Origin of the sequence: Tunturiibacter psychrotolerans (genome assembly GCF_051013365.1) — a bacterium.
Lineage (GTDB): Bacteria > Acidobacteriota > Terriglobia > Terriglobales > Acidobacteriaceae > Edaphobacter > Edaphobacter psychrotolerans_A.
The window spans coordinates 5,587,686-5,613,747 of record NZ_CP132941.1 but is presented as its reverse complement, the minus strand read 5'-3'; the positions used below and the strand labels follow the sequence as shown (position 1 = coordinate 5,613,747).

Below are 26,062 nucleotides of genomic sequence, written 5' to 3'. Positions count from 1 at the left end.
ACGCTCCTAGCAGGTGAATACGGTAGATCTTCAAAAAAACCAGTTGCGGACAGGGACGAAATTTAGCGCCTTGGGCGGGTATGTCAAACCCCAGAACGCCATAAGCTGCGCATTGGCTGCAAATTGGCGTCGTTCGCTGCAAATCAGTTGTTCACAGCGATGAGAACAGCCGATCCTGATCTTTGAGTAAACTGGCGCGATGATCCATAGGCGGCGTAGATTCAACTTCAGCAGCACTCGCCAAGATCACACGAGAACAAGAGGAGGCACATGGACGCTTTGACAACTACTCCCGCTGATTTGCCTCCAATCGCGCTGTCCAACCGCGAGACGCGGCGGTCATCCACACCGCAAGCTCCTCGAGCTTTCAACGGGTACTTTGTCATTATTCCTCTCGCGACCGCGCTCGCGCTGCTGACGGCGCTGGAGTGTGGCGGCTCCCTTATGCATCCCGCTTCGCTCGTTTATGGTGCGTTGCTCTGGGGTTGGTGGGCGATCTTCGCCTGCGTTTTGGGGAGACTCGCGCCACATCTTCCGCTCGTCTCGAACCTCTCAGTTAGAGGAGTGCTCACTCATCTGGCCATAGGCTCTGCGCTCGCCCTTTCGCATCTTTACTTTTTGTGGGCGATAGGATTTCCCCTGGGCTGGGGTCCCGAGGGCTCAAAGTTCATGTGGGGATACCTCTTCAACATCAACCGTTTCGGTATCGAGTTCCTTATATACGGGTTCATCATAGGCATCACCGGAGTTCTTCAATACCAGTTGCGTGCGCAGCGCGAGAGTATGCGCTCACTTGAACTTGAGAGGCAACTCTCTACCGCACACCTTCGTGCACTCCAGGCACAGCTCGAACCGCACTTCCTTTTCAATACGCTCAACGCGATTACAACCCTCGTGGAGTTCGGCCGCCAACAGCAGGCTGTCGAGGTACTCTCTCACCTCAATGCGATCCTCAAGAGCACGCTTAAGCGCTCGACTCCGGAGAAGGTGCCACTCGCGCAGGAACTTGAGATGATCGACAACTACCTGGCTATTGAGCAGGTTCGCTTCGCAGACCGCTTGCGGGTGGAGATCAAGGTCGATCCCGGCGCGCTCGATGGACTTGTTCCTTGCTTTCTCCTCCAGCCCATCGTCGAAAACGCTATCCGCCACGGAATTGCGCCGTCCATCAACGAGGGAGTCGTCGTGGCGTCGGCCCGCCGCGAAGGTTCGACACTTCACCTACGGGTACGCGACACGGGCTCGGGCGCAGGTGGGTCGGATACCGGAATGCCGACCGATACCGATTCTGCATCAATACTGGTTCGCCCTCACGATGGCCACGGTATCGGTTTACAGAACACTCGCGAGCGCCTCGTTCACTTCTATCAGGAAGACTTCCAAATGCGCGCTGAGCCGCACAGCGAGGGCGGATTCGAAGTCGCCATCTCAATCCCTTATGAGCCAGTAGCACGATGAAAATTCGCGCTCTGATCGCAGGCGACGAGCCGCTTGCCCGCGAGCGCCTGCGCTTCCAGCTCGGTAGCGACCCTGACGTCGAAATCGTGGGTGAATGCAGGAATGGTGACGAAGTCGTCTCCTTCCTTCGTGTCCGGCCCGACTCTATGCATGTCGACGTTCTATTTCTTGATATCCAGATGCCCGGACGAGGAGGCTTCGAGGCGATCGTGCAGATACGACGGGCCTTGCAGAGCGAGCAAAACAACGCGAAGCAGATACCAATTGTGGTATTTGTAACCGCACACGACCAGTATGCAATCCGTGCATTTGAGGTTCATGCGCTTGACTACCTCACCAAACCCGTCGAGCCAGAGCGTCTCACCGCTACCCTCGCGTGCGTTAGAGAACGCATCGCATCGAATCATGCGCTCCACAACCAGGAGCGCCTGCTAAAAGTTTTATCGGATCTCTATCTTCACCCGGCCTCAGCTTCCAGTGCGCCTGCAAGAGACGTCCAGACCGGATCTCAGTCGGTAGCTTTAGCAAAGTCCAGAACGCCTGAGTATCCTAAACGTCTGCTGATCCCCAATGGCCAGAAGGACGCGGTCGTCAACATCCATGAGATCGAGTGGATTGAGGCCGCTGATTATTACGCGTGCCTGCATGTTGGGGCGAAGAGCTTCATGCTGCGTGAGAGCGTCAAGCAACTCGCCATCATTCTCCGTCCCGGGCAGTTTGTTCGCATCCATCGTTCTACGATCGTCAATATGGACTACGTCCGCGAGATCGCTCGCGAGGGCCGTAGTGAAGGCGCTGTCATTCTGACCAGCGGGTTACGCCTCCGAATGAGCAAAACCGGATGGCAAAACCTTGTCGCCGCCAGTCGCACTCGTTAGACCGCACCACAGATTATTTGTTATTTGCTTCCGCCGGGGATCACGCAGGAGAAGCTTGAGCTATCGTCTGGGTTTCCGTGGCCTGCGTATTTGGCGACCTGTGGATAGGGACACAACGGCCGTGTCATCTGCACCTTTTTGTCCGTTGTGTATTTCGTGGCGACCAACTCCGTAGGTGCTTTCCCAGTTTCAACCCAGTCCTCGAGCAGGTTCAGCGCTCCGGCACCTTTAGCAGTCGGAATTCCCAACTGACCGAATGCACTCGGCCCAGGACCGCCCGCACAATGGGCCATTCCTGGCACCATGTACAGCCTCACCGAACTCTCCGCCTGAGCCGGGCCTAGCTTGGCAACGACACTGTCATAGTAGGCAATTGTATTCAGAGGTGAGATCGCGGGATCATTCCAACCGTGATACAGGATCAGCTTGCCCCCACGCGCCGTGAATCGGCTGAGGTCGGGGTCCGTTGCATTGAGCGGTTCGGCCATCTTCTCGTTTGCCGCGCGTAGCGATGCATCGACGTTGGCTGTTAGTCCGCTCCAGGTTGGGTCGTCATAGACCATGTAGCGGAAAAAATTCTGCACGTAGTTGCTTTCGCTCGGGGCATTCCCAATTGCCCAGGCCTTCCAGCTGGACTCGTCGCCGGGCATCAGTCCGGGAAAGATCAGCCTACCTTCGCTGTCGTTGCCTCCCGCGTAGAGCTTTCGCAGTGCGCTGACCTGCGGCGCGGTGAGGCAACTCAGATCATCGCCCGACTTGCACAGCAGAGTACCCGGGTCAAAGTGGCATGCACGCGGATCGTTCAAGATCCCGTCCTTCAGCCCATCCTGAGCGTCGCATGCCGCGAGGACAGCAGCGGTAATCGCGGGCAGCTTGAGAGACGAAATATAAGCGGCCGGATCTGCCACAAGGGAATGCCCAACGTCGAGACCCGAGGTTACTAGATGGGTCCAATCGTTCGCAGGAGCACCTGCCAGAATGCCGTCGTAGTCCTCGGGATAGCGCTGCGCTTCCATCAAGGCCTCACGGCCACCATCCGAGCAAGCGTCGAAGTAAACCTTCTTGGGCGCCGTCTCGTAGAATGCTGCGACGATGGTCTTCGCTCGTTCGGTTGTGAGGTGCAGTCCGCGAAATCCGAAATCCTTGATCTTTTCAGGATGCCGGTAGGCCCAGCTTGCATCCTCCGCGTCGGCCTGGTGGCCAGTATCTGTACCGGCCGTTGCGTAACCCTTTCGAAGATTGCCCGCCATTCCTTCGTAGTAGATTGTGCCGGCGAAGCCCCCATTGCCCACATCGAGTAGCCTTTGGTTCCAGCTCTGCTGCCCCTTTGCTGCCTGCTTTTCGGGCAGCCATACCTCGAACAGGATGTGAGAGTCGGAGGTTGGGTGTAAAACGCCTGTTACTCGGCAGAAGGCTGGGAGGTCCGAGAGGGTTGGGCCATAGGGCGGTTTAAGCGAGCCCGGAGCCATAGCTTCTGCCCGGGTGATCGTCGTATCCGGCATGTTCAACGACGCAAGACTCGCGCAGGTCGCAGCGCGTCCGATGGCAGAAGATACGAGGAGGGTCAAGGAACAGAACAGGATACGTCGCATAATTTCAGCGAGTCTATCACTGGCGTGTACCAGCGACGCAAACGAGCCGCTGGTACACCGTCTGTTTCATCCCAACCATGCTTAGGCGTAGCGCATTCGTTCCAGATCGGCGATCAACCCGGGGCCGGTTGGGTCCCAGCCCAGCTGTTTCTTCGTTTGCGCGCTTGAGGCTGGCATATCCCAAGCGGCGAACGGCGCCAGCCATCCGAAATGAGCTGCTGCCTCGTCTGGAGACAGACCAACCACCGGCACCTTCAGGCCTCGGCCAACAACTTCGGCGATGTCCCGGACTGGTACTCCTTCTTCTGCGACCGCGTGGTATCTGGCTCCTGCTTGCCGCTTCTCCAAGGCGAGCCTGTAGAGACGGGCCGTGTCGAGGACGTGAGCTGCGGGCCAGCGGTTGCGCCCGTCGCCTACGTACGCGGAGACGCCTTTTTCGCGAGCCACCGCTACTGCATAGGTGATAAGGCCCTGCTTGATCGTGTCGTGAACTTGAGGAAGGCGCACAACCGACACGTTGACACCACGCGCTGCAACGGAAGCTCCCGCTAATTCCGAAGATTTACGGGGATTGGGGTGGTTGGGATCGAAGTGATCTTCGGTCGCGGGTTGACCCGGCACAGCGTTTCCCATTCCTGTTCCAGAGGTGATAACCAAGGGGCGGTCAGATCCGACGAGCGCGTCGCCGAGAGCCTCGATGGCGCGCCTATCCTTCTCACAAATCGCCACAAAATTCGAGAAGTCGTGGTCGAAGGCCAGGTGAATCACTCCATCCGACTTGGCAGCCCCTTCGCGCAGGCTCTCCGGGTCTTCGAGATTCCCTCGATGAACCTCGGCACCGGCGGCGATGAGGGACTGGGCTCCCGCATCCGACCGTGTCAGTCCAATTACTTGATGGCCGGCGTTGATGAGTTCCGGAACGACGGCTGAACCGATAAAACCTGTGGCGCCCGTGACAAAAATCCGCATTTCGCAATCTCCCTTGTTTCGTTAACTTAGGCGCATACGCGTCCTGTACTAAGCAAAGATGAGGATGATAGCGGTACGATCTATGCTGTCAGTCCGTAATACTGGCTTGATCGTCCGGAGGGGCTATGGATCCACTTTCAGATGTGCTGTCGCTGTTGAAACCACGCAGTTATCGGTCAGGTGGTTTTGACGTTGGCGGAGATCTGGCGATTAAATTTCCAAAGCATGCAGGGATCAAATGCTATGCCGTGGTCTCGGGCCAATGCTGGCTGTCCGTGGAAGGGCTCCCCGACGCGGTGCGTCTAACGACCGGAGACTGCTTCCTTTTGCCACGTGGGTTACCTTTCAGCCTTGCTACCGATCTAACGCTGACACCTGTAGACTTCCTCACATTTCTTTCTACGCGGCCCAACGGCAGCATCACCTCGCACGGTGGGGGCGGGAGTTGCTTTCTTGTGGGCGGACACTTCGTCCTTAGCGGCAGTCATGCGGACATTCTGTTAGGAGTACTTCCGCCCATCGTGCATATCCGGAAGGAATCGGACAAAGCGGCGATGCGCTGGTCTTTAGAGCGGATGATGCAGGAGTTGCGCGAGCCGCAGCCGGGCGGCTTTCTGATTGCACAACAGCTCGCAACCATGATGCTGGTGCAGGCCTTGCGACTCCATATTGCGGAAGGGCAGCGAGGAGGGGTCGGGTGGCTCTTCGCGCTCGCAGATAAACAGATGAACGCGGCGATCACCTCTATGCACGATGATCCGGCGCATCGCTGGACATTGCAGAAGCTGGCGGAGCGTGCCGGGATGTCGCGATCGATCTTTGCGCTCAAGTTCAAAGCTACTGTGGGGATATCTCCGATGGAATACCTGACACGTTGGCGGATGTTGCTGGCTGGGGACAAACTGACGAATTCTGATGATCCCATCTCCATCATCGCCCTTTCGCTCGGTTACGAATCGGAGAGCGCTTTCAGCAAAGCCTTCAGGAGAGCCATGGGTTGTTCACCGCGGCAACATCGACGTGGGCAGAATTTGGTTTCACCTTCTTATAGCGAGGCCGAACGTGCCCAGTCGAATCAGCTTGCACCGATCGCAGTTTGATAAACGCGATGCAGGACCATGGGCGATATACTGGTTGTGTGAGTAAGACTTTTTATATAGAGACGTTTGGCTGCCAGATGAATGCTCATGACTCGGAGAAGGTCATCGGTACGCTGGAGCAGCAGGGCTATGCCCGTGTTCAGGATGAAGATGCTGCTGGGCTTATTTTGTATAACACCTGCTCGATTCGCGACAAGGCGGAGCAGAAGGTGTTTCATCGGCTGAATGAGTACAAGAAGTTGCAGGGCGAGGGGAAGAAGTTCGCCGTGCTGGGGTGTGTTGCGCAGCAGGAGGGCGAGAAGATCTTTGAGAAGGCTCCCTATGTGTCGATGGTGGCGGGGTCGGCGTCGTATCGGAATCTGCCGGAGATGTTGCGGAGGCTCGAGGCTGGGGAAGAGCGGATTACCGGGCTCGATGACCGCCAGACAGAGCTGACATTTGAGACGGAGTTTACGGCGCGGTCGAATCCGCATCGCGGGTATATCACGATCATCGAGGGTTGCGACAAGTTCTGCGCTTACTGCGTGGTGCCTTATACGCGTGGCAAGGAGCGTAGCCGGACTGCTGCTTCCGTGCTAGTGGAGGCTAAGAAGATGGTGGACCTGGGGTTCACCGAGATTCAGTTCCTGGGACAGAACGTGAACTCCTATCGTGACCCTTCGGGGCGGATGTCGTTTGCGGAGTTACTGGTTGCCGTGGGAGAGCTGCCGGGGATTCGGCGTGTGCGGTTTACGACGTCGCATCCGCGCGACTTTACGCGGGATATTGTGCAAGCGATCGACGATACGCTAACGCTTTGTGACCATATTCATCTTCCGGTGCAGTCGGGTTCGACTGCGGTGCTGAAGGCGATGTCGCGGGAGTATACGCGGGAGTGGTATCTGGAACGGATGAGCTGGATCAAGGCTGCTAAGCGCGACATCAGCATTACGAGTGACATGATCGTAGGCTTTCCGGGCGAGACGGATGCCGATTTCGAGGAGACGATTACGCTGGTTGGCGAAGTGCAGTATGACGCTGTGTTTGCGTTCAAGTTTTCGCCGCGGCCAAATACGCCGGCGGTGACGATGGCCGACAGCATTCCGGATGAAGTGAAGTCGGAGCGGCTGAAAATTCTGATGGACCGCCAGCGGGAGATTCAGCGGAAGCACTACGGACGGCATCTGGGTGAGGTTCAAGAGGTAATGGTGGAGAGCTACAATCCTTCACGTAGTCAGGTTGTTGGCCGTAGTTCGCAGAACAAGACGGTGAACTTCTCGACGGCTCAGATTGTGCAAGCTCAACCTCCGATTGGAAGTTATCTGCCGGTTCGGATTACACAGACTTTGCCCAATTGCCTGGTGGGTGAAGCGATAGCGGATGCCGAGGTGCTGCCGCTGATTTCTTTGCAACGTGTTTCGGATTTTGTGGTGCTGAACTAATGAATCCTTCTACGGTTCAACCCGTCGTGCAGGCTCCTGATGAAGTGGAGATGCAGATTCGCGGGCTCATGATGGACCCTGTGACGAATATGCCGATCATCGTACTGAAAGACGTAGCGAGCGATCTGGTGCTTCCGATCTGGGTTGGAATATTTGAGGCGAATGCAATTGCGCTGGAGTTGGAGAAGACAGCTACGCCGCGGCCGATGACGCATGATCTGTTGCAGAACATGGCTCGTGGGCTGAATGCGGTGGTGCGCAAGGTTGTGGTGTCTGAGTTGCGCGACGATACGTTCTACGCGGTTATCTGGATGGATCACGCCGGTGAGACCGTGACGATGGATGCGCGGCCGTCGGATGCGATTGCGCTGGCGCTGCGGTGGGATTGCCCGATCTACGTCAATCGCGAGGTGCTCGAGAGCTCGAAGCAGGCTACCAGTAGTTCACCGAATGTGAACGCTGAGGAGATGCGGCGCTGGCTTGAGAATCTGAACGACGACGATATGGGCCGCTACAAGATGTAACTGTGGGAGTTACAACCAATTGCAGAGCGTAGCAACACGTTCGGCCCACTCATCTTCTGTGGGAAGGTGGGGCTGTAGGACGGTGTAATGTCTGCCCTGGAGGATGCTTTCAATTGCTGATCGGAGAGCAGGAGCCATGTTTTCTTCTCCTCCAGTGAGAACGGTGGCCCAGGGGGTGTCGAGCAAGATGTCGCTGACGCCTGATTCGCGATGGAGCAGGACAGGTATTCCGCGCTGAAGCGATTCGATGGCGGGTATTCCGTAGCCCTGAACGGCGGGCATGAGGAACAAATGGGCTTGCGCGAAGAGCTGCTCGAGATCTTCGTCGCGGACGAAGCCGTGAAAGTGGATGCGGTCGCCAATGCCGAGGTCCTGAGCCATGCCGCGTAGTGACGGGATGAGAGAGCCCTTGCCGGCAAGGTCGAGTCTCCAGTCGACGGTGGCGGAAAGAGGTTTGTCGGCGCGCTCGAGTTCGGCGAGGGCACGGATTATCCAGTCGATTCGTTTGTTTGGCTCAATGCGGCAGACGGAGAACATTCGGAGCTTGTCGCTTACCGGCTGGGCAGGTGGGATGGATACAGTGGTCTCGAGGCCGCCCATACGGGCGATCTTGGCGTTGATGTTGAAGTCTTTGCGGCATTCGCTGCGGAGAAATTCGCTGGTAACGATGGTGTTTCCACCTGAGCGCAGACCATAGCCAATGATGTGATTCGAGACAGCGATACGCAGCTTAGTAGAGAGGCCGCGGGAGTCCTGGTCGCCGAAGAGCGAGGGCGTGTCATGCATGAGGGTGTGAAAGCCACGCTGTCCGGCAAGGGTTGCGTGCAGTGCGGGTTGGTAGCCGGAGGCAAGCGGTTTGGGTGAGTTGGCGGGCTGTTGGTTGAAGTACGCGCGGAGCGACGCGATCTTTTTTCGTGCACCAGCTCCGGGCTTTAGTTCGACAACCTGCAAAGGGTGGGTGGTGTATTGAGCTAGATTGCAGCGGTCGAAGTAGGTGACGACGTGATTCGGCAGGTCGCGTTGATAGAGCCAACGGGAGAGTGCGGCGACGCTGCGTTCGGCACCGCCGAACTGCTCGATCTCCGTGATGATGATTGGGCGTGAGGCGCCTGGGGGTGTCTGCATGGACCAGTTGGAAGGTTCGAAATCAGCTTAGCAAGTGCGGCGGCGAGGGGCCAAATTAGCGTTGGCAAAGGTCGTTGAGGTGGGTGAAGAACTCGGGAAAGCTGATGGAAGCGGATTCGGCGCCCTGGATCACCGTGTCGCCGGTAGCGCGAAGGGCTGCGATGGAGAAGGCCATGGCGATGCGATGATCGGTACCTGAGTCGATCTCTGCTCCGTGAAGTTTCTGGTTGCCGGGTATCACGAGACCGTCTTCGTGTTCGGTGAGTTCGGCGCCCATGGCGCGGAGGTTTTTGGCGACCAGGGCGATGCGGTCGGACTCTTTGACGCGGAGTTCGCGAGCATCGCGAATGGTGATGCCGTCGCTGGTGTAAGGGGCGATGGCGGCGAGGACGGGCAACTCGTCGATGATCTGCGCGGCGAGGGCTCCTTCGATGTGCATACCGCGGAGACCGTTGGGGGAGACGTTGACCTGAAGGGTGCCTACGAGTTCGCCGTGATGTTCCTCGACGTTAAGGACCTTGATCTTGCCACCGAGGGACGTGATGACGTCGAGCAGGGAGGCCCGGGTCGGGTTCATTCCGACTCCGTCGAGGATGAGATTGGAGTCGGGGAAGAGGAGCGCGGCGCAGAGGAAGAAGGCTGCGGAGGAGATATCGCCGGGGATCGTAGCGTCGATTGCTTTGAGGGTTTGGTTGCCGGGGATGCTGAGCTTTGCAACATCACCTGACGCGGCGGTTGTGCGGTTGAGTGTGGCGCCGAAAGCTTTGAGTGCTTGCTCTGAGTGGTCGCGCGTGCGGATGGATTCGGTGAGGCTCGTTGTGCCGTTGGCCTGGAGGCCGGCGAAGAGGACGGCGGTTTTGACCTGAGCGCTGGGGATGGGGGTGTCGAAATCGATGGCTTGAAGCGTGGTGCCGTGAATGGTGATGGGCGCGTGGCCTTCGACGAGGTCGATTTTTGCGCCCATCAGGCTCAGCGGTTTGCGGATGCGCTCCATGGGGCGGTGGGTGAGGGAGTGGTCGCCGATGAGGGTGAAGGTGTGAGGATGGGGGGCGATGAGGCCGGCGAGCATGCGCATGGTAGAGCCGGAGTTGCCACAGTCGAGACGCGCGGAGGGTTGCTGAAATTTGCCGGCGGTGCCGGTTATCTCGATGGTCTTGTCTTCTTTTTGGACGACCGTTGCGCCGAGGGCCTCCATGCAGGCGAGCGAGGAGTGGGGATCGGCACCAGTTGAAAAGTTGGATAGGCGGGTGGTGCCCTCTGCGAGGCCTGCCAGCATGGCATAGCGGTGCGAGATGGATTTGTCGCCGGGGAGGGTCAGCGAGCCTTGCAGAGTAAGGGCGGGGCGGATTATCTGCGTGCTTGATTTGGAGGACATTTGCTACCAGCTTAAATGCTTTTAGGATTTGTGGGAGATGAGGCTGGGCAATTGTGGAGAGAACATGCGGGTGGCTCGAGTGCCTATACTTGAATCATGAAGGCTCCCATGGGGGAAGAGATCAGGTTTCTTTGGAACGCTACGCGTGGGAATAGATTGCGGCCTTGGCGAAGCCCCTATTTGCGATGGAGGCTGGAGACCTACTCTGGTCAACGCGCGGAGTCTGTGCGAGCGCGCGACTTCTGGAACCTGTTTTGGAAGGAAAAGAGACAGCTGGCTCGGTTTTTGCGGTGGACAAGGGAGATCAGAAGCTACTCCGAATCCGGAGAAAAATAGGAAGAAGGTGCCTTCCGGGCGTCTGAAATTCGTCCTCATTAAAAAACCGGACGATTTTACTTTTATTTGACACCTTACGTCGGCAAAGTTATTCCGTGTATCGCTATGATTGACGTATGAGCGAGTGGATCAAACTAAAGGCAAACGACGGTCATGAGCTAAGTGCGTATGTTGCACGGCCCACGGGAGTAACAGTTGGAGTTCTGATTCTTGTACAGGAGATATTCGGTGTCAACGCGCATATCCGCAGAGTGGCGGATGGGTATGCGAAGGACGGATTTCTTGTTGTGGCGCCTGCGATATTTGACCGGTTTGAGCCCGGCATACAGCTGACGTACCAGCCCGATGATATGAAGCGGGCATATGAGTTCTATGGCATGCTAAAACCCGAGACGACGCTGTTGGACGTGGCGGCGGCGTACGAGTGGGCGAATAAGGCTGGGAAGGGAATCGGTGTGATCGGCTACTGCTACGGCGGTCTGACGAGCTGGCTGGTTGCGACCCGCGGTGAGAGCTACAAGATGCACCCTGCCTGCTGTGTCGGCTACTATGCTGGCGGGATTGGGTCTGTTGCGAAAGAGAACCCGACCTGCCCGGTTATGTTGCACTTCGGGGCGAATGACAGCCATATCGGACAGGATCAGATTGAGGCGGTTCGGTCGGCTCATCCGGAAGTGGAAATCTCCATCTATGAAGGTGCGGGGCATGCCTTCAACCGCGACGTCGACCCGAACAGTTACCATGCTGCCTCGGCGAAGCTGGCGCGGGAGCGGTCGCTCGAGTTTTTGAAGAAGCATCTGACCTAAAAATCGTCCTAAATCCTTAGCACTGCTGGCTGCCCACGATTGCCGGGTTTGGCCAGCGGTGCTATCCTTATTGGGACACTAAGAGTGAACTAGAAAGAAGACTAGGAGTAGAAATAGCTGTGTTGGCATCCGCTAAAAAGACAGACATTATTGAGAAGTTCCGCACGCATGACTCAGACACCGGGAGTCCTGAGGTTCAGATCGCCATTTTGAGCGAGCGTATCGGCGAGTTGACGGAACACTTCAAGGCACACAAGAAGGACCACGGATCGCGCCGCGGGCTTCTGATGCTTGTGAGCAAGCGCCGCCGCTTGCTTGATTACCTGAAGAAGTGTGACGCAGACCGTTATCGCGAGGTCATCGGCAAACTCGGAATCCGCAAGTAACCGTACCGTCCCGGAGAAACCGTACAAACTATGGGAGCATATACGGCCTGTTCTCAGTCGGCTGCTAACTTCGTGCAAGGTCGGGTAAGACCTTGTCGCCGGGGTTGCTGACAGTGGGAGCCCGAGGCGTTGTCTCCATGGTTTTCAACCCCGGCGAAGGTCGGTTCATAAAGGACCTACTCCAGCGCAGCTCGCTGGCGGCTCAATAACCGCCAGTGTCGAGCTGCGCTTTTTCGCGCCCGATCAACGGATGACGCGATTCAAGCTTAATCGACAGAAAACGAGAGAAGAGAGGCAACATGAAACAGGATGTGATAGTTGAGCTTGCCGGCGGCAAGCAAATTAAATTCGAAACCGGACGCATGGCGAAGCAAGCCCCCGGCGCGGCACTTACTTCAAGCGGCGACAACGTAGTTCTGGCTACGGCAACTGCATCGCCCGATCCGAAAGAAGGGATCGATTTCTTCCCACTTACCGTCGAATATCGTGAATTTACCTATGCTGGCGGTCGTATCCCCGGTGGATTCATCAAGCGTGAGGGACGTCCGAGCGAGAAGGAGATTCTGACGAGTCGTCAGATCGATCGTCCTATTCGCCCCTTGTTTCCTGAAGCGTTTCGGAACGAGACCCAGGTCGTTGCGTTTGTCTACTCTGCCGACAAAGAAAACGATCCGGATGTGCTTGGCATCAATGGCGCCAGTTGTGCTTTGGCTTTGAGTGACATTCCTTTTCACGGACCAGTTGGTGCTGTTCGAATTGGATTGGTTGACGATCAGTTTGTTGTGAATCCGACATATGCCGAGCGCGCGCATAGCAAATTGAACATCATGGTCGTCGGTACGAAGGACGGAATCGTGATGATCGAGTCCGGTGCCAAAGAAATTGCTGAGAACCGTGTAGTCGATGCGATTGAGTTTGCTCATGAGCAGATCAAGAAGATTTGTTCGGCGATTGAAGATCTCGTCGCGCGCGCGGGTAAAGCGAAGCGTATTGTCAGCGCTGTGGAGATCGATCATGAGTATCTGAATGAATTGAATGCAAAGATCGGTTCGCAGTTGAAAGACGCTCTTGATACCGAGAAGCATCCGAAGTTCGAAAGCTATGCACTGGTCAAGTCGATCAAGGATGAATTGAAGAAGGGTTTGCCTGAGGACGATGGGGCTGCTGCGAAGAAGCTTAGCAAATACTATGAGCTCTTGCGGGAGAAGATCTTCCGCGACCAGGTTTTGAACGACCGTATCCGTCCGGATCACCGGGCTTTTGATAAGATTCGTGACTTGGGCATAGAGGTTGGTGTGCTGCCCCGTGTTCATGGGTCCGCGCTCTTTACACGTGGGGAGACTCAGGCGCTTGTGAGCGCGACCCTTGGTACAACGGATGATGCTCAGCGACTTGAGAGTTATGAGGGAGAGCAGAAGCGTCGCTTCATGCTGCATTACAACTTCCCGCCGTTCTCGGTTGGTGAGGTCGGACGTATGTCTGGCGTAGGTCGGCGAGAGATCGGTCACGGTGCGTTGGCTTCGCGAGCGATAGAAGCTGTGCTGCCCGCGGAAGATGAGTCGCCTTACACTTTGCGAGTGGTCTCGGACATTCTTGAGTCGAATGGATCGTCCTCCATGGCTACTGTGTGTGGTGCGTCGCTCGCGCTCATGCAGGCTGGAATTGCGATCAAAGGATCGGTTGCGGGTGTCGCGATGGGTCTGGTGAAAGAAGGCGATAACTACGCCATCCTGACCGATATTGCCGGTGCGGAAGATCATTATGGCGATATGGACTTCAAGGTCGCAGGTACGCGTAACGGAATCACCGCGCTGCAGATGGATATCAAGATCATGGGCATTACGCCGCAGATCATGCGGGAGGCTTTGGAGCAGGCTCGGAAGGGTCGGCTGTTCCTGCTCGATACGATGGATGCTGTGATCTCGGGTGCAAACCAGGAGAAGTCGCAGTTCGCTCCGCGGATTCATGCGCTGCAGATTCCTACTGATAAGATCCGTGATCTCATCGGACCGGGAGGCAAAGTCATTCGCGGCATCATTGATGCTACTGGTGTGAAGATTGACGTCGACGATTCAGGGCGTGTCAATGTTGCCTCGAGCGATGCTGATGGCCTTGCTCGTGCGATTCAGATGATCAGCGATTTGACTGCTGTTCCTGAGATTGGGAAGACTTATCTTGGTAAAGTAGTTCGGCTTGCTGAGTTCGGTGCGTTTGTCGAGATCTTCCCTGGAACTGATGGGCTTCTGCATGTTTCAGAGATTGCGGAACATCGCGTGAAGGAAGTGAAAGACGAGCTTCGCGAAGGTGATCAAATCCTGGTGAAGGTTCTGGCTATTGAAGGGAACCGCATCAAGCTTTCGAGAAAAGCTGTTTTGCGTGAGCAGCGCGCTAAGCTTGGTCTACCGGAGCCGGGTCAGATTGGTACGGATGGCGCGAGCGTCGCGGCTGGCGGCGCGGGTGGCCATGGTCATCAGGAGGTGGCCGGCGATGAGCTTGCCGGAGGCGATGATGACGCTGAGGACTTCGACGATGATGGTGACGAGTCTACAGAAGAACCTAACTTCAACCGCGCCGAGGGTGCTGTTCCTGTTCAAGCGGGCGGGGTTCCAGGGCCGAATGGGCCTGGTGGGCAGAGGCGGCCGGGTGGAGGAAGGCGTCGTCGCGGTGGTCGTCGGCCGGGTTCGGGTTCCGGTGCGCCTTCGGGCGGCGGCAATCGGTAAGGTAGCTTGATGTCCAGTGAGACCGCGCACTATGCGCGGTCTTTCTGTCTCTGGGGTGAGTCGTAATGATGAGACGCGCGGTGTGGATTGCGTTTGCGGCGGTTTGTGTCCTGTCCGCTACGTCCTGGATTGTTCCTCGTTCGGAGGGATTGCCTGCGTTGGAGTTGCAGGGGATTCGTTATGGGTTGATTGGGGTGTTTGCGTTTTTCGAGGCTCGCGGGCGGGTGCGATTCGGGAGCGTGGGGCTGCGGGTGGCGGCGGCCGGCACGGGGTTCTTTGGGGTGCCGATGGTAGTTGGGGAGTGGGCGCGGTTTGGTGTGCCTGAGATCAGCAGGTCGGCTCTGTTCGCTATGGTTCCTGTGGTTGTGGTGATCGTGGTTGCGGCTGGAGATGAAGAGCGTGGGGTTCGGCGGTTCCTGGTTCCGGCTTTGGTGGGACTTGGTGGGCTGCTGCTGTTGTTGCCGCTTCAGTTCTCGGGGTCGGCTCGCGGGCGGTTGATGCAGGCTGCGGTGTGTCTTGCAGTGGTTCTGGTCGGGTTGTCGAGTGTGTGGCTGCACCGGCTGCTGCGTGGATGGACTCTTTCGGAGGCATTGGCGGTTGTGTGTTTGAGCAATGCGTTGTTTCTGCTGGTCTCGATCGCGGTACGGGGCGAGTTGGTTTGGCCATGGAGCGAGTTGGCTTCGGTGGTGTCGCTTTCGTCGTTGGTAGATCTGCTTGAGGTGGTTTTGCTGATGTGGCTGTTGCGGGCGATGGTGCCTGTCCGTTTTGCCTCGCGATACCTGTTGATTCCGTTACTGACTCTATTCGAGGGTTATGGGCTGATTCGGCCTGGGCTTACGGTTCGGGTCGTTAGCGGAATGGTGCTGCTTGCGGCTGGTGCAGGAATGCTTTTGTTTTTGAAGGCTGGTGAAGAAGAGACGTTGCTGTCTCTTCGGTGATACTTTTCTGCGATGATTTTGCAGGGTACACTTCGGTCAATGGCTGCTTCCATGTACATTGTGGTCGAGGGCGAGGACCCTGGATTCGACATTTTTGTGAATGGACGTTTTCTGGCACGGCATGAGGATGCGCTGGAGCGTCTGGCTCTGAGGCTTGGGGTGCGTCCCCTGATTGAGTTCTTTTCGGCTGATGAGAACTCGATGTCGCTCCTCATTGAAGAGGGTGCGGGGAACCAGGAGCTGATGCGCCGTCTGCCTCCGCCCCAGTGGTATTCGCCAGCAGACGGTCTGAAGACGGTGCGCGCTCTTCTGAGGACGTTGGAGGCTGATCCGCAGCAACTGGGGACCGAGGGGGAGCAGGTGCTCTCGGAGTTGCTGGAGTATGCGTGCGTGCTCGAGAAGACGATGGACCGGAAGATGCGCTGGCATCTGGCGGTTAGCTGGCGGTAGTTTCGGCACATCTTCTTTATCAAATATACCCCCACCCCGGCTCAATGCGGTTAAGTTACTTTGTTTCAAATATATACGGAGAAGTTGGGCTGCAAAGTATTCAATCCAAACAACTTATACGTAAAGTATTCTTTCTAAATCGGTTATGGGCTTAACGTAGAAGACCCCGGTGGAATGCCGGGGTCTTTGCTATGTCCTGGATCAATTATAAGGACTTGGGTCTAACTCATACGCCACATGAATGTTCTGGATTGGAGCGGGTTTTCGTGATGTAGGGGCTTGACAGGATTCAGCCGGACCGAACCCTCCCTTCAGTGGGCCAACGAGTGCGGTCGAAATCCGGGCAGAGTCTCCGCAGGGATACAGTTGCCCACGAAGAGGAAATTCAGGGTGTCATGCCCGTTGGCAGGGAAGAGTTCGCGGTCGCTCTCGTTGAGCCAGAACAGGATTGCATCGGCCATGTCGTGAGCTTGTCTCGCGACTGTGCCAAGACTGCGTGCGATGGCTGGCTCGAAGGTATCTTCTTCGTCGGTGACCTGATGGGCAGACTCGTTCCTGCTCTCGAAGACGAACTCGCACCGCCGCCATACTGCCTGACTCTGAAGAACTGTCTCGGCGTATCGAGCTTCTTGTTTGAACAGAGCAACGATGCACAGCCTCACCAGGGAGTTCACGAGATCTCCGAGATTGCACAGTGCAGCGTGTTTGGGCATGCGGCTGATTTCGAAGAATGACGGTGTGTCTTGTGCGATCTGGATTGCTGCGCGGGAGGTGGTGCGGAGAGCGCTGCTGAGACGCATCGCAATCAGAACGAAACGGCAGTCTGCAGAATCGGTTACCTCGTGGGTTGCGAGTTTGCGGCAGATATCCTTGATTCGCTGGTGATGCTGTTCCAATTCGCGCTCAGCGCTGCGTACGGAGCGGCTGAACTCCGGAGATCCTAGCTGGTACCCTTTGATGGAATAATCGAGAGCGCGTTGTGACAAGCGTGACATCTCAACAAGCTGGACCCGCAAGACGTTGATGGGTTGATAGAGTTTCATTTCTTCAATCCTTCGACTTAGTCATTTGACTCCTTGGTCCTGGGCAATGCTGCAGAATTCAAAGCAATTGAGCTGATGCGGCAGTAGTGCGAAAACCCAAATACGAGTTACGTAAAGAGATGTTTCGAGGTGACGATGCTCTGCATTTAGTCTTTCAAAGCCATTGCGGACACTTGCGATGCCGTTGTGGGATCGATTGTTTTGCCGATCTCTGTGATTTTGGAAGCAGGGAAGCCACTTAGTTCTGCGTGGCGATGAATGACGGCTTCATCTTTGGCGAGATAGATGCAGAAGGTCTTGTCCGCAGCGACGAAGGATTCTACCCATTGAATATCCGGAGCGAGCTTGCGCAGTGCGTCGTTTGATTTGGCAGCGGCTTCCTTTAGTTGTTGCCGCTCGAGTGTTCCAACCTTTGGAATATCGCGTTCGATGACGTAACGTTTCATGCTTCCCTCCGTTGGTCCTCGGCATTGAGTTGCCTTGGATGTTCTCAAAGTACTGGGGAATGTGCCTTGCTACAAGGCGGCATATATGCCATTCTGCGTAGGTGATTCGGCCATCGGAGAGGAGGTTGCAAATGACTGGTCTCAAAGATGTCACGGTTTTGTTTCTCGACGAAACTTTCTCCTCCACAGCTACGGGTCCGATGGAGGTCTTTCGTCACGCGGGCACGTTGTGGAATGCATTCGCGGGGCAAAAACCTGTCTCTCGCTTTCGAGTGACGACAGCGTCGGTGGATGGACGCGCGGTGCGTTGCGATGGGCCGATTCATATCACTCCTGCAACATCTCTCAAACGGATCCGCAAGACCGATCTCATCTTCATTCCGTCGACGGGGTTGAGTGTAGAGGACGTAGTTGAGCGCAACGCAGAGGTGGTGCCGTGGCTGGAGCGCTGGCACAAACGTGGAGCTGCGATTGCGAGTGTGTGTTCGGGTGTGGGTTTGGTGGCTGCGACGGGGCTGCTCGATGAGAAGCGGGCCACGACGCACTGGAGCCTTGCGGAACGGTTTCGCGTGAAGTATCCCAAGGTACGATGGATGCCCGAGTTGATGGTCACGGAGGATCACAACTTTTACTGCGGCGGAGGTCTGAATGCTGCGCTCGATCTTAGCCTTTATCTGGTGGAGCGATTCTGCGGACATGAGGTCGCGGTCCAGAGTGCGAAGGCGATGTTGATCGAGACACCAAGGGCGTGGCAGTCAGGCTATGCGATCGTTCACTTGAAGACCGAACACTCCGATGGAACGATCTCAAGTGCACAGGACTGGTTCCATCAAAACTTCAATAAGGACTTTCCGCTTGAGGAACCGGCGAAGAAAGTAGGGATGAGCTTGCGCAACTTCGTTCGGCGATTTAAGCAAGCGACGGGAGATACACCTTTGATCTACCTGCAGAAGCTGCGAATTGCCGCCGCCAAGCGCCTGCTTGAGGGCGGCCATCGCTCGATGCAAGAGATCGGTGATGCTGTGGGGTATCAGGATTTGGCTTTCTTCCGCGAAGTATTCCAGCGACACACGGGGGTTTCCCCTAGTGCGTATCGGCAGAGGTTCGGGCTGTAGCCGGTTAGTGGCGGGTTTCGGTGGAGGCGGTGGTCTGTGTGGTCTGGTCGCCTTCGCCTAGTTTGCGGTGGAAGAAGTTGAAGACGAGGCCGTAGAGGGTGTGGGCGAGTTCGGGGTCGTAGCGGACTCCTTCGTCGCGCATGAAGGCGTGGGCTCCGTTGACCTCGTGCCAGCTGAACTTCTTTTCGAGTTCGTTGAGGCGGGCGAGGACGGCCATGCGGCCTTCGAGGGGGATGTGCGGGTCCTGGCGTCCCCAGATCATGAGGAGTTCGCCCTTGATGTCTGCGGCGCGTTTGAGGGAGTCGTCTCCGCCTTTGCTGAGAGAGCCTTTGTGAATGTCGGTGGCGTAGAAGCAGGCGGTGGCGAGGACGTCGGGGTTCATGGCGGCGCGGAAGGCGAGGTGACCGCCGATGCAGATGCCCATGGCTCCGAGGTGTCCGGTGCAGTCGGGGCGGGATTTGAGGTGGTCGAGTGCGGCGCGGGCGTCGGCGTCGTAGCTGGAGAGTTCTTTGGTGGTCTTGAGGACGTTTCCGCGGTCGGAGCCGGCCTGATCGTAGGCGAAGACGGTGCCGGCGGGTTCGAACTCGTGGTAGATCTCGGGCATGGCGACGATGTAGCCGTGACCGGCGAGCATGGCGGCGGTGCGGCGGATGGGCGCGGTGATCTGGAAGATTTCGGAGTAGAAGACGATGCCGGGATAGCGGCCGGGAGCGGCGGGGCGGACGATGTGGGTCCGCATTGGGCCGTTGGGGGTGTCGAGCGTGACGTATTCGTCGTTGACGATGATCATGTTTCCTCGGATGTTCGGTGGTTAGGTTTGGGGTTCAATGATCGTCCGTGGGTCTGCGGAGATAAGGGTAGCAAGGAATTGTTGATCGGGATTAAACAGTATGTCCGGCAGAGGAGCCTGCCGGACACGTTTGTTTGAGGCTGCGGAGTCTAGTGGTGGTGATCTCCGCCGTGTTCTTCGTAGTGGGCGTGGCTCTCTACGCGTGCAGATGCTGGGTGTACGTAGGGATGTGCGTAGGGGTGAACGTAAACGTTGCGGTTGTAGTAGGTACGGGTCCAGGGGTGGTGGTCGATGATGATGGCATGACCTCCCCAGCCGAAGCCTGCACCGTACCAACCGTAGACGCCGAAGGCAGGGCCGATGGTGACGGCGGGGCCGAAGCGTATTCCTGTGGTGATGATGAAACCGGGGCGTGGACGATAGAAGACGACCGCGGGACTGTAGACGGGTACGTAGAAGTAGGCGGGGTTGATAGGCTGGATTTCGATGTAGCCGCCGTTGTCGGCGACGGTGTCGTAGGCGTTGGGAACGAGGTAGCCGTAGTCGTGGGCGAGACGGCGCTGGCGTTGGACTGCGTCCATGACGTCGGGGCGTTGGCTGAGGACGGCGTTGCCGAGGGTGCCGGTCCATTGGGGGTCGCGGGCCATCATGTCGAGGACATTGGGGAAGGGCAGGAGGGCGAGGACGCTGGGGTCCCAGGGGAGATTGTCGGACTGGATGGCCTGGGCGAGGGGGTCGCCGGTCATGAAGCTGTGTTGCTGGGCCCAGGTGGCGGCGTCGGGGATCTCGTTCCAGAAGGTGGAGGCGGTGAGAACCTGCGCGAGAAGCGGGTCGGGATAGAGGGCGATGCGCTGGACTAGCTGGTCGAGCTGCTGGGGGGGCACTGGTGGTGGCGGTGCCTGCTGTTGTTGCTGATCGGGCGGGCCGGGTTGTTGTTGGTATTGGGGCTGGTCTTGTTGCGGGTAGGCTGGTGGATTCTGCTGGTAGGGCTGGGCCTGTTGCTGGTCGGGTGGAGGCGGTGGTGGCGCCTGACGTTCAATGGGGGCCTGGGCAAGGGAGACGACGCTGAAGGTCAGGAGAATCAAAGCTGGCAGCGTTTTGTGAATGGTCTTCATATCTTCGTTTATACCTGCGTTCCTTTGGCGCTTTGCGCACTCTTCCTAGACTCCATTTTGGAGAGGAAGTTGCTTATGACGCCTTGGTTTCGGCTGGCCTCCGCGAAGAACATTCAGGTCTTGTTAGTGGATACCCCTCCTGGGGTACTTTCTTGCGCAAAGTCTTGTGGTGAAAAGGCTTAAGTCTGGACTTCGGTATGTTGTGATATGTACCTGGTCTGGACTTGAGCCTTTTTGTCGGTTTAAATGCGAAAGCCCGGCGGGTGGCCGGGGTCGATCCTTATTCTTATGGGTTAAGTGTATCTGGATGAGTCAAGCTTTTGGTTGTGGAAATCGTTGCAAGTAATTGGTGAGGAGGGAGTAAGGGGGCCGAACATCTGATGCTGAAGTTAGAGTCCGTGAAGCTTTGGTGTTTGTGGTGGGTTGAAGAAAGCAATTCAGTCGTTCCGGCTACGCCTCCACTCCGGCCTTCGGCAGAGCGGAAGCGTCTGCGACGCGGCTTTGTCGTCACAACGTAGGCCCGTTGCCTTGGCGTGGCGCTTGTTCCGCGTAATTTCTCGCTTTTGGGATTCGCGAGCAGTGCGAAACCATATCTCAGGAGCGGGATGCGGAGCGTTTGGCTTTGTCGATTTCGCCGACGAGGAAGCGGAGGGGGCGGTCGGCGGCTTTGCTGATGCCGATGCGTGGGGTGGTTAGGATTTCGGTGGGATGGTGGCCGTCGTCGGCGATGTGGATGGCGGAGGTGGGTGAGGTTACGTCGAGGCCGTTGGAGTTTTGGCGGGTGATGTCGAGCGCCTGACAAAGACGGCCGGGGCCTCCGGTGAGGAGTTTGGGTTTTGTGTTGTGGGGAAGGCCGCGGAGATCGGCCATGGTTTCGAGGCCGTCGATTGGATCGAGGGCTCGGATGAGGACTCCTCCGGCTTCGCCGGGAAGATGCGCGGCGACGTTGAGGCAGTAGTACATGCCGTAGATGAAGTAGACGTATACGTGTCCTGATGGGCCGAAGAGAATTGCGTTGCTGGGAGTGAGACCGCGGGCGGCGTGGGATGCCGGGTCGATGAGGCCGAGGTAGGCTTCGACTTCGGTGATGCGGGCGGTGAGGCGCTCGCCTTGGAGGTCGCGGATGAGGAGCTTGCCGAGGAGGGCTCGGGCTACGATCTCGGGGGAGCGGGAATAGAAGGTTCTTGGAAGGAGCTTAGCGGTATGACGGTTATGTGGGGGTTGGCTCATCTTAGGCGTGAACGAGTTTGGATTAGGTGTTCCAAAGCATTCGCCCCATAAGTTTTTGCAAGTCGCTGAAGGAATAAAGGCTCGACCGACCTGATAAACGAGAGCATTCCTGCCAACTCAGCTATCTCCGCTCCGCTAAGCTGCCCTAGCATATATCTGTGGAATCTGGCTCGGATCGCCCTTTTTCGCTCCCTTCCAAGTGATACGAGTCCGTCATTCGTGAGAACGAGGCCAGTCACTCGTCTAAGACCTCTCTTGGAGGCATGAACAGTCTTCCCCTCGTTCAACATGAGTTTAGGTGATCGGATCTCCTTACATATCTCCATGACGCGCTCTTCCATTTGGCTCAACGCACCTTGTGTATTCGTTGAAAAGGACAGGTCGTCTGCGTACCGAGTATATGTAATGTCTGCTCCTGAGCAAAAAGCATTCATTGCAACGTCGAAGGCGTAGAGCAAGATATTCGATAAAAGCGGCGAGCTAGGTGCTCCAATTGAAAGCTGGAGAACATTTCCTCGCTTTTTACGCCAGAATAGAATTCTCGACAAATGTCCGATTTCTTCTTTAGTCCATACGCTGGCAAGAGGATTAAAGTGCATGAATTTTTCAAAATCGGAAGATTTGATTGATGGGAAGAAGTTTTTGAAGTCGAGCTTACAGAGGAAAGCATGGGCCGCGTGCGGCGCTGCATTGTCAAGAATGCTCTTCCCCTTACGGTAAGCGACTGCAGAGGGATGAATGGGGAAAGCTGCCAAGACGTTTTTCATTACCCAGTATTGGAGCGGCTTCACTTCCCGAGCAGGCTGGGCAATAGTTCGCTTTTTGCCAGGGGCTTTCTTTGCAATTTCGTAGACTTTATAGCGGTAAGGGGCAGACTTAATTAAGTACAGCAAGTCTGTAGGTGGCAAAGCAAGATCATTCGATAATCTATCCAGAAGACGACTCACCGTACACCCCCGGTAGGCCGCTTTGTGAATGCCTTCAACGCTTTGCTTTTTTCCGGCGTTAGCGGCAGATCTTGGCGAAGAAGTGCCCGGAGCCGCAATCTATCTGTCGGGTTCTTTGAGGCGTAAGAGACGTATTCGGGAGAGCCCGTCGAATTGATGTAGTAATCGACGTTTCCGTATCGAAATGGGGTAATGAGTTGGAGTTGCTCGAGTAGAAATAAATATTTCTTCAAGTCTTGCGGCATTACTTGTAAGCCAAGATCAGTAAGAAGCGTTTGGATCTCGTGTTGCAAAATTACTACGTTTAAAATGACGAGGTCCGCGATCAACAGCATGAGATGGCCATGGTCGCCACTTTGGAAAAGAGTCTTTTTTGGTTTTTTCGCCAGAAGGCTTCGGAGTGTTGTTTCGACCTCATCTAGTGTGTCTTTTGCTGTAACGAGGTCTATTTCGCCACGATCGCTGCCAGCGAATGAAAGCCACGGATATGACAGCACACTATCTGGTCTGATCTGCTTAAGGTGCGCTACCAGGCCATGATTAATGAATGATTGCTGCCCAGAGTAGGAATCTTCAATTACGACGACGAGCTTATCTTGGAGAAGTGCCATCTGAGAGAATGCGCCAAATTCGGCTATGGCGCCGGGGCTCTCCACGAACAGTAGAATGCAGGCCGAAAGTCCTGCCAAGTACTGTTCTAGCTCTAATAGGTCGTCAAATAATTTTCGAGACTGATACCACAGGTCAGCATTCTCCGCGAGTTGGATCCGCTTAAGGAGGGTAGGATCCTTTTTCGCCTTCTCTTCGAAAAAGTGTGCCCGTAGAGAATGTTTTAGGTCCGTTAGCGGACCACCGCACAGGAAGATATAGTCCGGTTGATTTTGGATTGTGAATGCGTTTGGTTCAACCGAGTCTGTAAACGTACTCACTAAGCGTCGCAGCTTTCCAATCGATACGTTGCTCTCTACCTCGAGATAAGCGCGGCAAGGGAAAATTTCTCAGCGCGTTTTGTCCCTACTTATACATCCAGTGGCGGCACCAGCGGTGAGGAAGTTTGCCTTGCTGCGCTGGTAAATGCTGCCAATCGTTACCAGTCCGGCGAAACGCCAGACTTTCCCCAAATCGATAAATCAATCTTTGAGGCTGTACACGTAAAGAGCAACTTCATTGTCGAGGACAATCAAATCTATGTCAATGGTGATCATCATTACCTAGCTAAACAGGAATTCTTTGGTGCGGAGTTCCTTTACGGTGTCGCGGAGTTTGGCGGCTTTTTCGAATTCGAATTTTTTGGCGGCTTCGCGCATGTCGGATTCCAGTTTGCCGATGTAGGTGTCTAGTTCTTGCTGGGTAGAGAAGTCGGGCATGCCTTCGGCTTCGTCGGTGAGGTCGGCGTAGTCGGCTTTGAGGATGCCGGCGAGGCCCATCTCTATTGGGCGGATGATGCTGGCGGGAGTGATGCCGTTTTCTTCGTTGTAGGCGACTTGCTTTTCGCGGCGGCGGTCGGTCTCGTTGATGGCGCGCTGCATGGAGTCGGTCATCTTGTCGGCGTAGAGGATGGCGCGGCCTTCGACGTGGCGGGCGGCACGGCCGATGGTTTGGATGAGAGAGCCTTGGGAGCGGAGGAAGCCTTCTTTGTCTGCATCGAGAATGGCGACGAGCGAGACTTCGGGGAGGTCGAGTCCTTCGCGGAGGAGGTTGATGCCGATGAGGACGTCGTACTCGCCTTTGCGGAGGTCGCGGAGGAGCTTGATGCGTTCGAGGGTTTCGATCTCGGAGTGCATGTAGCGGCAGCGGACGCCGACTTCGGTGTAGTAGCTGGCGAGGTCTTCGGACATGCGCTTGGTGAGGGTGGTGACGAGGACGCGCTGGTTTTTTGCGGTGCGGTCGCGGATCTCGGCGAGGAGGTCGTCGATCTGGCCTTTGATGGGGCGGATTTCGACCTGAGGATCGATGAGGCCGGTGGGGCGAATGATTTGCTCGACGACTACGCCTGCGGATTTTGTTAGCTCGTAGGCGCCGGGTGTCGCGGAGACGTAGATGATCTGGCCGGTGCGGGATTCGAACTCTTCGAAACGCAGGGGGCGGTTGTCCATTGCGGAGGGGAGTCGGAAGCCGTAGTCGACGAGGTTTTGTTTGCGGCTGCGATCGCCGTGCCACATGCCGTGGAGTTGGGGGACGGTGACGTGGGACTCGTCGATGAAGAGGAGATAGTCTTGCGGGAAGTAGTCGAGGAGCGTGGGTGGGGGTTCGCCGGGGAGGCGGCCGGAGAAGTGGCGCGAGTAGTTTTCGATGCCGTGGCAGTAGCCAACGGATTTGATCATCTCGAGATCGAAGCGGGTGCGTTGGTGGATGCGCTGGGATTCGACGAGGCGGCCCTGGTTTTCTAGTTCTTTTTCCCACCACTCCATCTCTTCGAGGATGGTGGCGACGGCGGTGGCTTTGCGCTCGGGTTGGACGACGTAGTGGGATTTGGGATAGATGGGGAGACGGGAGTACTTCTGCTTGACGGTGCCGAAGAGGGGATCGATCTGGGAGAGGGAATCGATTTCGTCGCCGAAGAGCTCTATACGATAGGCGTTTTCGTCGTAGGTGGGGTAGACCTCGATGATGTCGCCGCGGACGCGGAAGGTGCCGCGACGGAAGTCGACGTCGTTGCGATCGTAGAGGATTTCGACGAGACGGCGGGTGATGTCTTCGCGCTTTATTTTCTGGCCTTTTTCGAGCATCATCAGCATGCCGTAGTAGGCTTCGGGCGAGCCGAGGCCGTAGATGCAGGAGACAGAGGAGACGATGATGGCGTCGCGGCGCTCGAAGAGGCTGCGGGTGGCGGCGAGGCGAAGTTTATCCAACTCTTCATTGATGGTTGATTCCTTCTCAATGAAGAGATCGCCGGCGGGGATGTAGGCTTCTGGCTGGTAGTAGTCGTAGTAGGAGACGAAGTATTCGACGGCGTTGTTGGGGAAGAAGGTTTTGAACTCGTGATAGAGCTGGGCGGCGAGGGTTTTGTTGTGCGCGAGGATGAGGGCGGGACGCTGCAGGTCTTCGATGACCTTGGCCATGGTGAAAGTTTTGCCGGAGCCGGTGACGCCGAGAAGGACTTGATCTTTTTCTCCGGCGTGGATGCCGGAGACGAGCTCGGAGATGGCGCGGGGCTGGTCGCCCTGGGGCTTGTAGGTGGTCGAGAGCTGAAAGTCCATCTTTATAGGATAGTTTATGGAGAGGGTTGGATGCGAAGAGTGGCGCGATGCAGAGAGCAAATACAGGGATCCTTCGCTGCCCTCAGGATGACGGCATT

At 56.5% G+C, this 26,062-nt stretch carries 23 protein-coding genes; 11 read left to right on the top strand and 12 right to left on the bottom strand.

The window, feature by feature from the left end; all coding sequences use genetic code 11:
* The first annotated feature begins 270 nt into the window (after window positions 1-270).
* Together RBB76_RS23885 and RBB76_RS23880 are read left to right on the top strand one after the other, a co-directional pair.
* A complete protein-coding gene (locus RBB76_RS23885; protein WP_429630529.1) occupies window positions 271-1,458 on the top strand; it encodes a sensor histidine kinase in 1,188 nt (395 codons plus the stop codon).
* On the top strand, window positions 1,455-2,336 hold the full coding sequence (locus tag RBB76_RS23880; RefSeq protein ID WP_429630531.1) for a LytR/AlgR family response regulator transcription factor: 882 nt from the start codon (window positions 1,455-1,457) through the stop codon (window positions 2,334-2,336). The genes RBB76_RS23885 and RBB76_RS23880 overlap by 4 nt, the downstream gene beginning before the upstream one ends.
* Window positions 2,337-2,356: 20 nt before the next feature.
* On the opposite strand, the gene RBB76_RS23875 is transcribed toward RBB76_RS23880, so the two are convergent.
* A complete protein-coding gene (locus tag RBB76_RS23875) occupies window positions 2,357-3,928 on the bottom strand; it encodes a tannase/feruloyl esterase family alpha/beta hydrolase (RefSeq protein WP_429630533.1) in 1,572 nt (523 codons plus the stop codon).
* Window positions 3,929-4,009: 81 nt separating this feature from the next.
* Window positions 4,010-4,897: an SDR family oxidoreductase gene (locus RBB76_RS23870; protein WP_429630535.1), complete on the bottom strand. Its 888-nt coding sequence runs from the start codon at window positions 4,895-4,897 to the stop codon at window positions 4,010-4,012.
* 125 nt (window positions 4,898-5,022) lie between these two features.
* Here RBB76_RS23870 and RBB76_RS23865 point away from each other — a divergent pair, with 125 nt between their 5' ends.
* The 3 genes from RBB76_RS23865 to RBB76_RS23855 are packed head-to-tail and all read left to right on the top strand — an operon-like array spanning window position 5,023 to window position 7,942.
* A complete protein-coding gene (locus tag RBB76_RS23865; protein WP_429630536.1) occupies window positions 5,023-5,997 on the top strand; it encodes an AraC family transcriptional regulator in 975 nt (324 codons plus the stop codon).
* An 8-nt stretch (window positions 5,998-6,005) separates the two neighbouring features.
* Complete coding sequence (miaB, locus tag RBB76_RS23860) at window positions 6,006-7,418, top strand: tRNA (N6-isopentenyl adenosine(37)-C2)-methylthiotransferase MiaB (RefSeq protein ID WP_429630538.1); 1,413 nt, start codon at window positions 6,006-6,008, stop codon at window positions 7,416-7,418.
* Entirely contained in the window at window positions 7,418-7,942 is a 525-nt protein-coding gene (locus RBB76_RS23855; protein ID WP_429630540.1) for a bifunctional nuclease family protein, read from the top strand. Before miaB ends, RBB76_RS23855 begins: the two co-directional genes overlap by 1 nt.
* A 9-nt stretch (window positions 7,943-7,951) precedes the next feature.
* Here RBB76_RS23855 and RBB76_RS23850 read toward each other — a convergent pair whose 3' ends face one another.
* Together RBB76_RS23850 and aroA are read right to left on the bottom strand one after the other, a co-directional pair.
* Window positions 7,952-9,067, bottom strand: a complete 1,116-nt coding sequence (locus RBB76_RS23850) for a glycosyltransferase family 4 protein (RefSeq protein ID WP_429630543.1) — start codon at window positions 9,065-9,067, stop codon at window positions 7,952-7,954.
* 55 nt (window positions 9,068-9,122) lie between these two features.
* Window positions 9,123-10,442 (bottom strand): 3-phosphoshikimate 1-carboxyvinyltransferase, encoded by a 1,320-nt coding sequence (aroA, locus tag RBB76_RS23845; RefSeq protein ID WP_429630545.1) that lies wholly within the window; start codon window positions 10,440-10,442, stop codon window positions 9,123-9,125.
* A gap of 452 nt (window positions 10,443-10,894) precedes the next feature.
* On the opposite strand from aroA, the gene RBB76_RS23840 reads away from it, so the two are divergent.
* From RBB76_RS23840 to RBB76_RS23820, 5 genes are all read left to right on the top strand, one after another.
* On the top strand, window positions 10,895-11,584 hold the full coding sequence (locus tag RBB76_RS23840) for a dienelactone hydrolase family protein (protein WP_429630547.1): 690 nt from the start codon (window positions 10,895-10,897) through the stop codon (window positions 11,582-11,584).
* Between the two features lie 119 nt (window positions 11,585-11,703).
* Window positions 11,704-11,970 carry a 30S ribosomal protein S15 gene (gene rpsO, locus RBB76_RS23835; protein ID WP_158944128.1) on the top strand — a complete coding sequence of 89 codons (267 nt, stop codon included), beginning with the start codon at window positions 11,704-11,706 and terminating at the stop codon, window positions 11,968-11,970.
* 299 nt (window positions 11,971-12,269) lie between these two features.
* Complete coding sequence (pnp, locus tag RBB76_RS23830; RefSeq protein ID WP_429630549.1) at window positions 12,270-14,690, top strand: polyribonucleotide nucleotidyltransferase; 2,421 nt, start codon at window positions 12,270-12,272, stop codon at window positions 14,688-14,690.
* Window positions 14,691-14,755: 65 nt separating this feature from the next.
* Window positions 14,756-15,628 carry a hypothetical protein gene (locus RBB76_RS23825; RefSeq protein ID WP_429630551.1) on the top strand — a complete coding sequence of 291 codons (873 nt, stop codon included), beginning with the start codon at window positions 14,756-14,758 and terminating at the stop codon, window positions 15,626-15,628.
* Window positions 15,629-15,667: 39 nt separating this feature from the next.
* Complete coding sequence (locus RBB76_RS23820; protein ID WP_429630553.1) at window positions 15,668-16,078, top strand: hypothetical protein; 411 nt, start codon at window positions 15,668-15,670, stop codon at window positions 16,076-16,078.
* A 311-nt stretch (window positions 16,079-16,389) separates the two neighbouring features.
* Here the strand turns inward: RBB76_RS23820 and RBB76_RS23815 are convergent, their stop codons facing one another.
* Both RBB76_RS23815 and RBB76_RS23810 read right to left on the bottom strand, forming a co-directional pair.
* Complete coding sequence (locus RBB76_RS23815) at window positions 16,390-17,121, bottom strand: PhoU domain-containing protein (RefSeq protein WP_429630555.1); 732 nt, start codon at window positions 17,119-17,121, stop codon at window positions 16,390-16,392.
* A 146-nt stretch (window positions 17,122-17,267) separates the two neighbouring features.
* Window positions 17,268-17,567: a DUF4242 domain-containing protein gene (locus RBB76_RS23810; RefSeq protein WP_429630557.1), complete on the bottom strand. Its 300-nt coding sequence runs from the start codon at window positions 17,565-17,567 to the stop codon at window positions 17,268-17,270.
* 131 nt (window positions 17,568-17,698) lie between these two features.
* Between RBB76_RS23810 and RBB76_RS23805 the strand changes: the two genes are divergently transcribed.
* Window positions 17,699-18,682, top strand: a complete 984-nt coding sequence (locus RBB76_RS23805; RefSeq protein WP_429630559.1) for a GlxA family transcriptional regulator — start codon at window positions 17,699-17,701, stop codon at window positions 18,680-18,682.
* A gap of 4 nt (window positions 18,683-18,686) precedes the next feature.
* On the opposite strand, the gene RBB76_RS23800 is transcribed toward RBB76_RS23805, so the two are convergent.
* The 6 genes from RBB76_RS23800 to uvrB form a co-directional block, all read right to left on the bottom strand.
* Window positions 18,687-19,472 (bottom strand): dienelactone hydrolase family protein, encoded by a 786-nt coding sequence (locus tag RBB76_RS23800; RefSeq protein ID WP_429630561.1) that lies wholly within the window; start codon window positions 19,470-19,472, stop codon window positions 18,687-18,689.
* Between the two features lie 149 nt (window positions 19,473-19,621).
* Window positions 19,622-20,587: a DUF3300 domain-containing protein gene (locus RBB76_RS23795; protein WP_429630563.1), complete on the bottom strand. Its 966-nt coding sequence runs from the start codon at window positions 20,585-20,587 to the stop codon at window positions 19,622-19,624.
* Between the two features lie 594 nt (window positions 20,588-21,181).
* A complete protein-coding gene (locus tag RBB76_RS23790; protein WP_429630565.1) occupies window positions 21,182-21,817 on the bottom strand; it encodes a DNA-3-methyladenine glycosylase in 636 nt (211 codons plus the stop codon).
* Window positions 21,814-22,764: a retron St85 family RNA-directed DNA polymerase gene (locus RBB76_RS23785; RefSeq protein ID WP_429630567.1), complete on the bottom strand. Its 951-nt coding sequence runs from the start codon at window positions 22,762-22,764 to the stop codon at window positions 21,814-21,816. The genes RBB76_RS23790 and RBB76_RS23785 overlap by 4 nt, the downstream gene beginning before the upstream one ends.
* A complete protein-coding gene (locus tag RBB76_RS23780; protein WP_429630569.1) occupies window positions 22,761-23,693 on the bottom strand; it encodes a retron St85 family effector protein in 933 nt (310 codons plus the stop codon). Before RBB76_RS23780 ends, RBB76_RS23785 begins: the two co-directional genes overlap by 4 nt.
* Before the next feature lie 282 nt (window positions 23,694-23,975).
* Window positions 23,976-25,964, bottom strand: coding sequence for an excinuclease ABC subunit UvrB (gene uvrB, locus RBB76_RS23775; RefSeq protein WP_429630571.1), 1,989 nt, complete (start codon window positions 25,962-25,964; stop codon window positions 23,976-23,978).
* Between the last annotated feature and the right edge of the window lie 98 nt (window positions 25,965-26,062).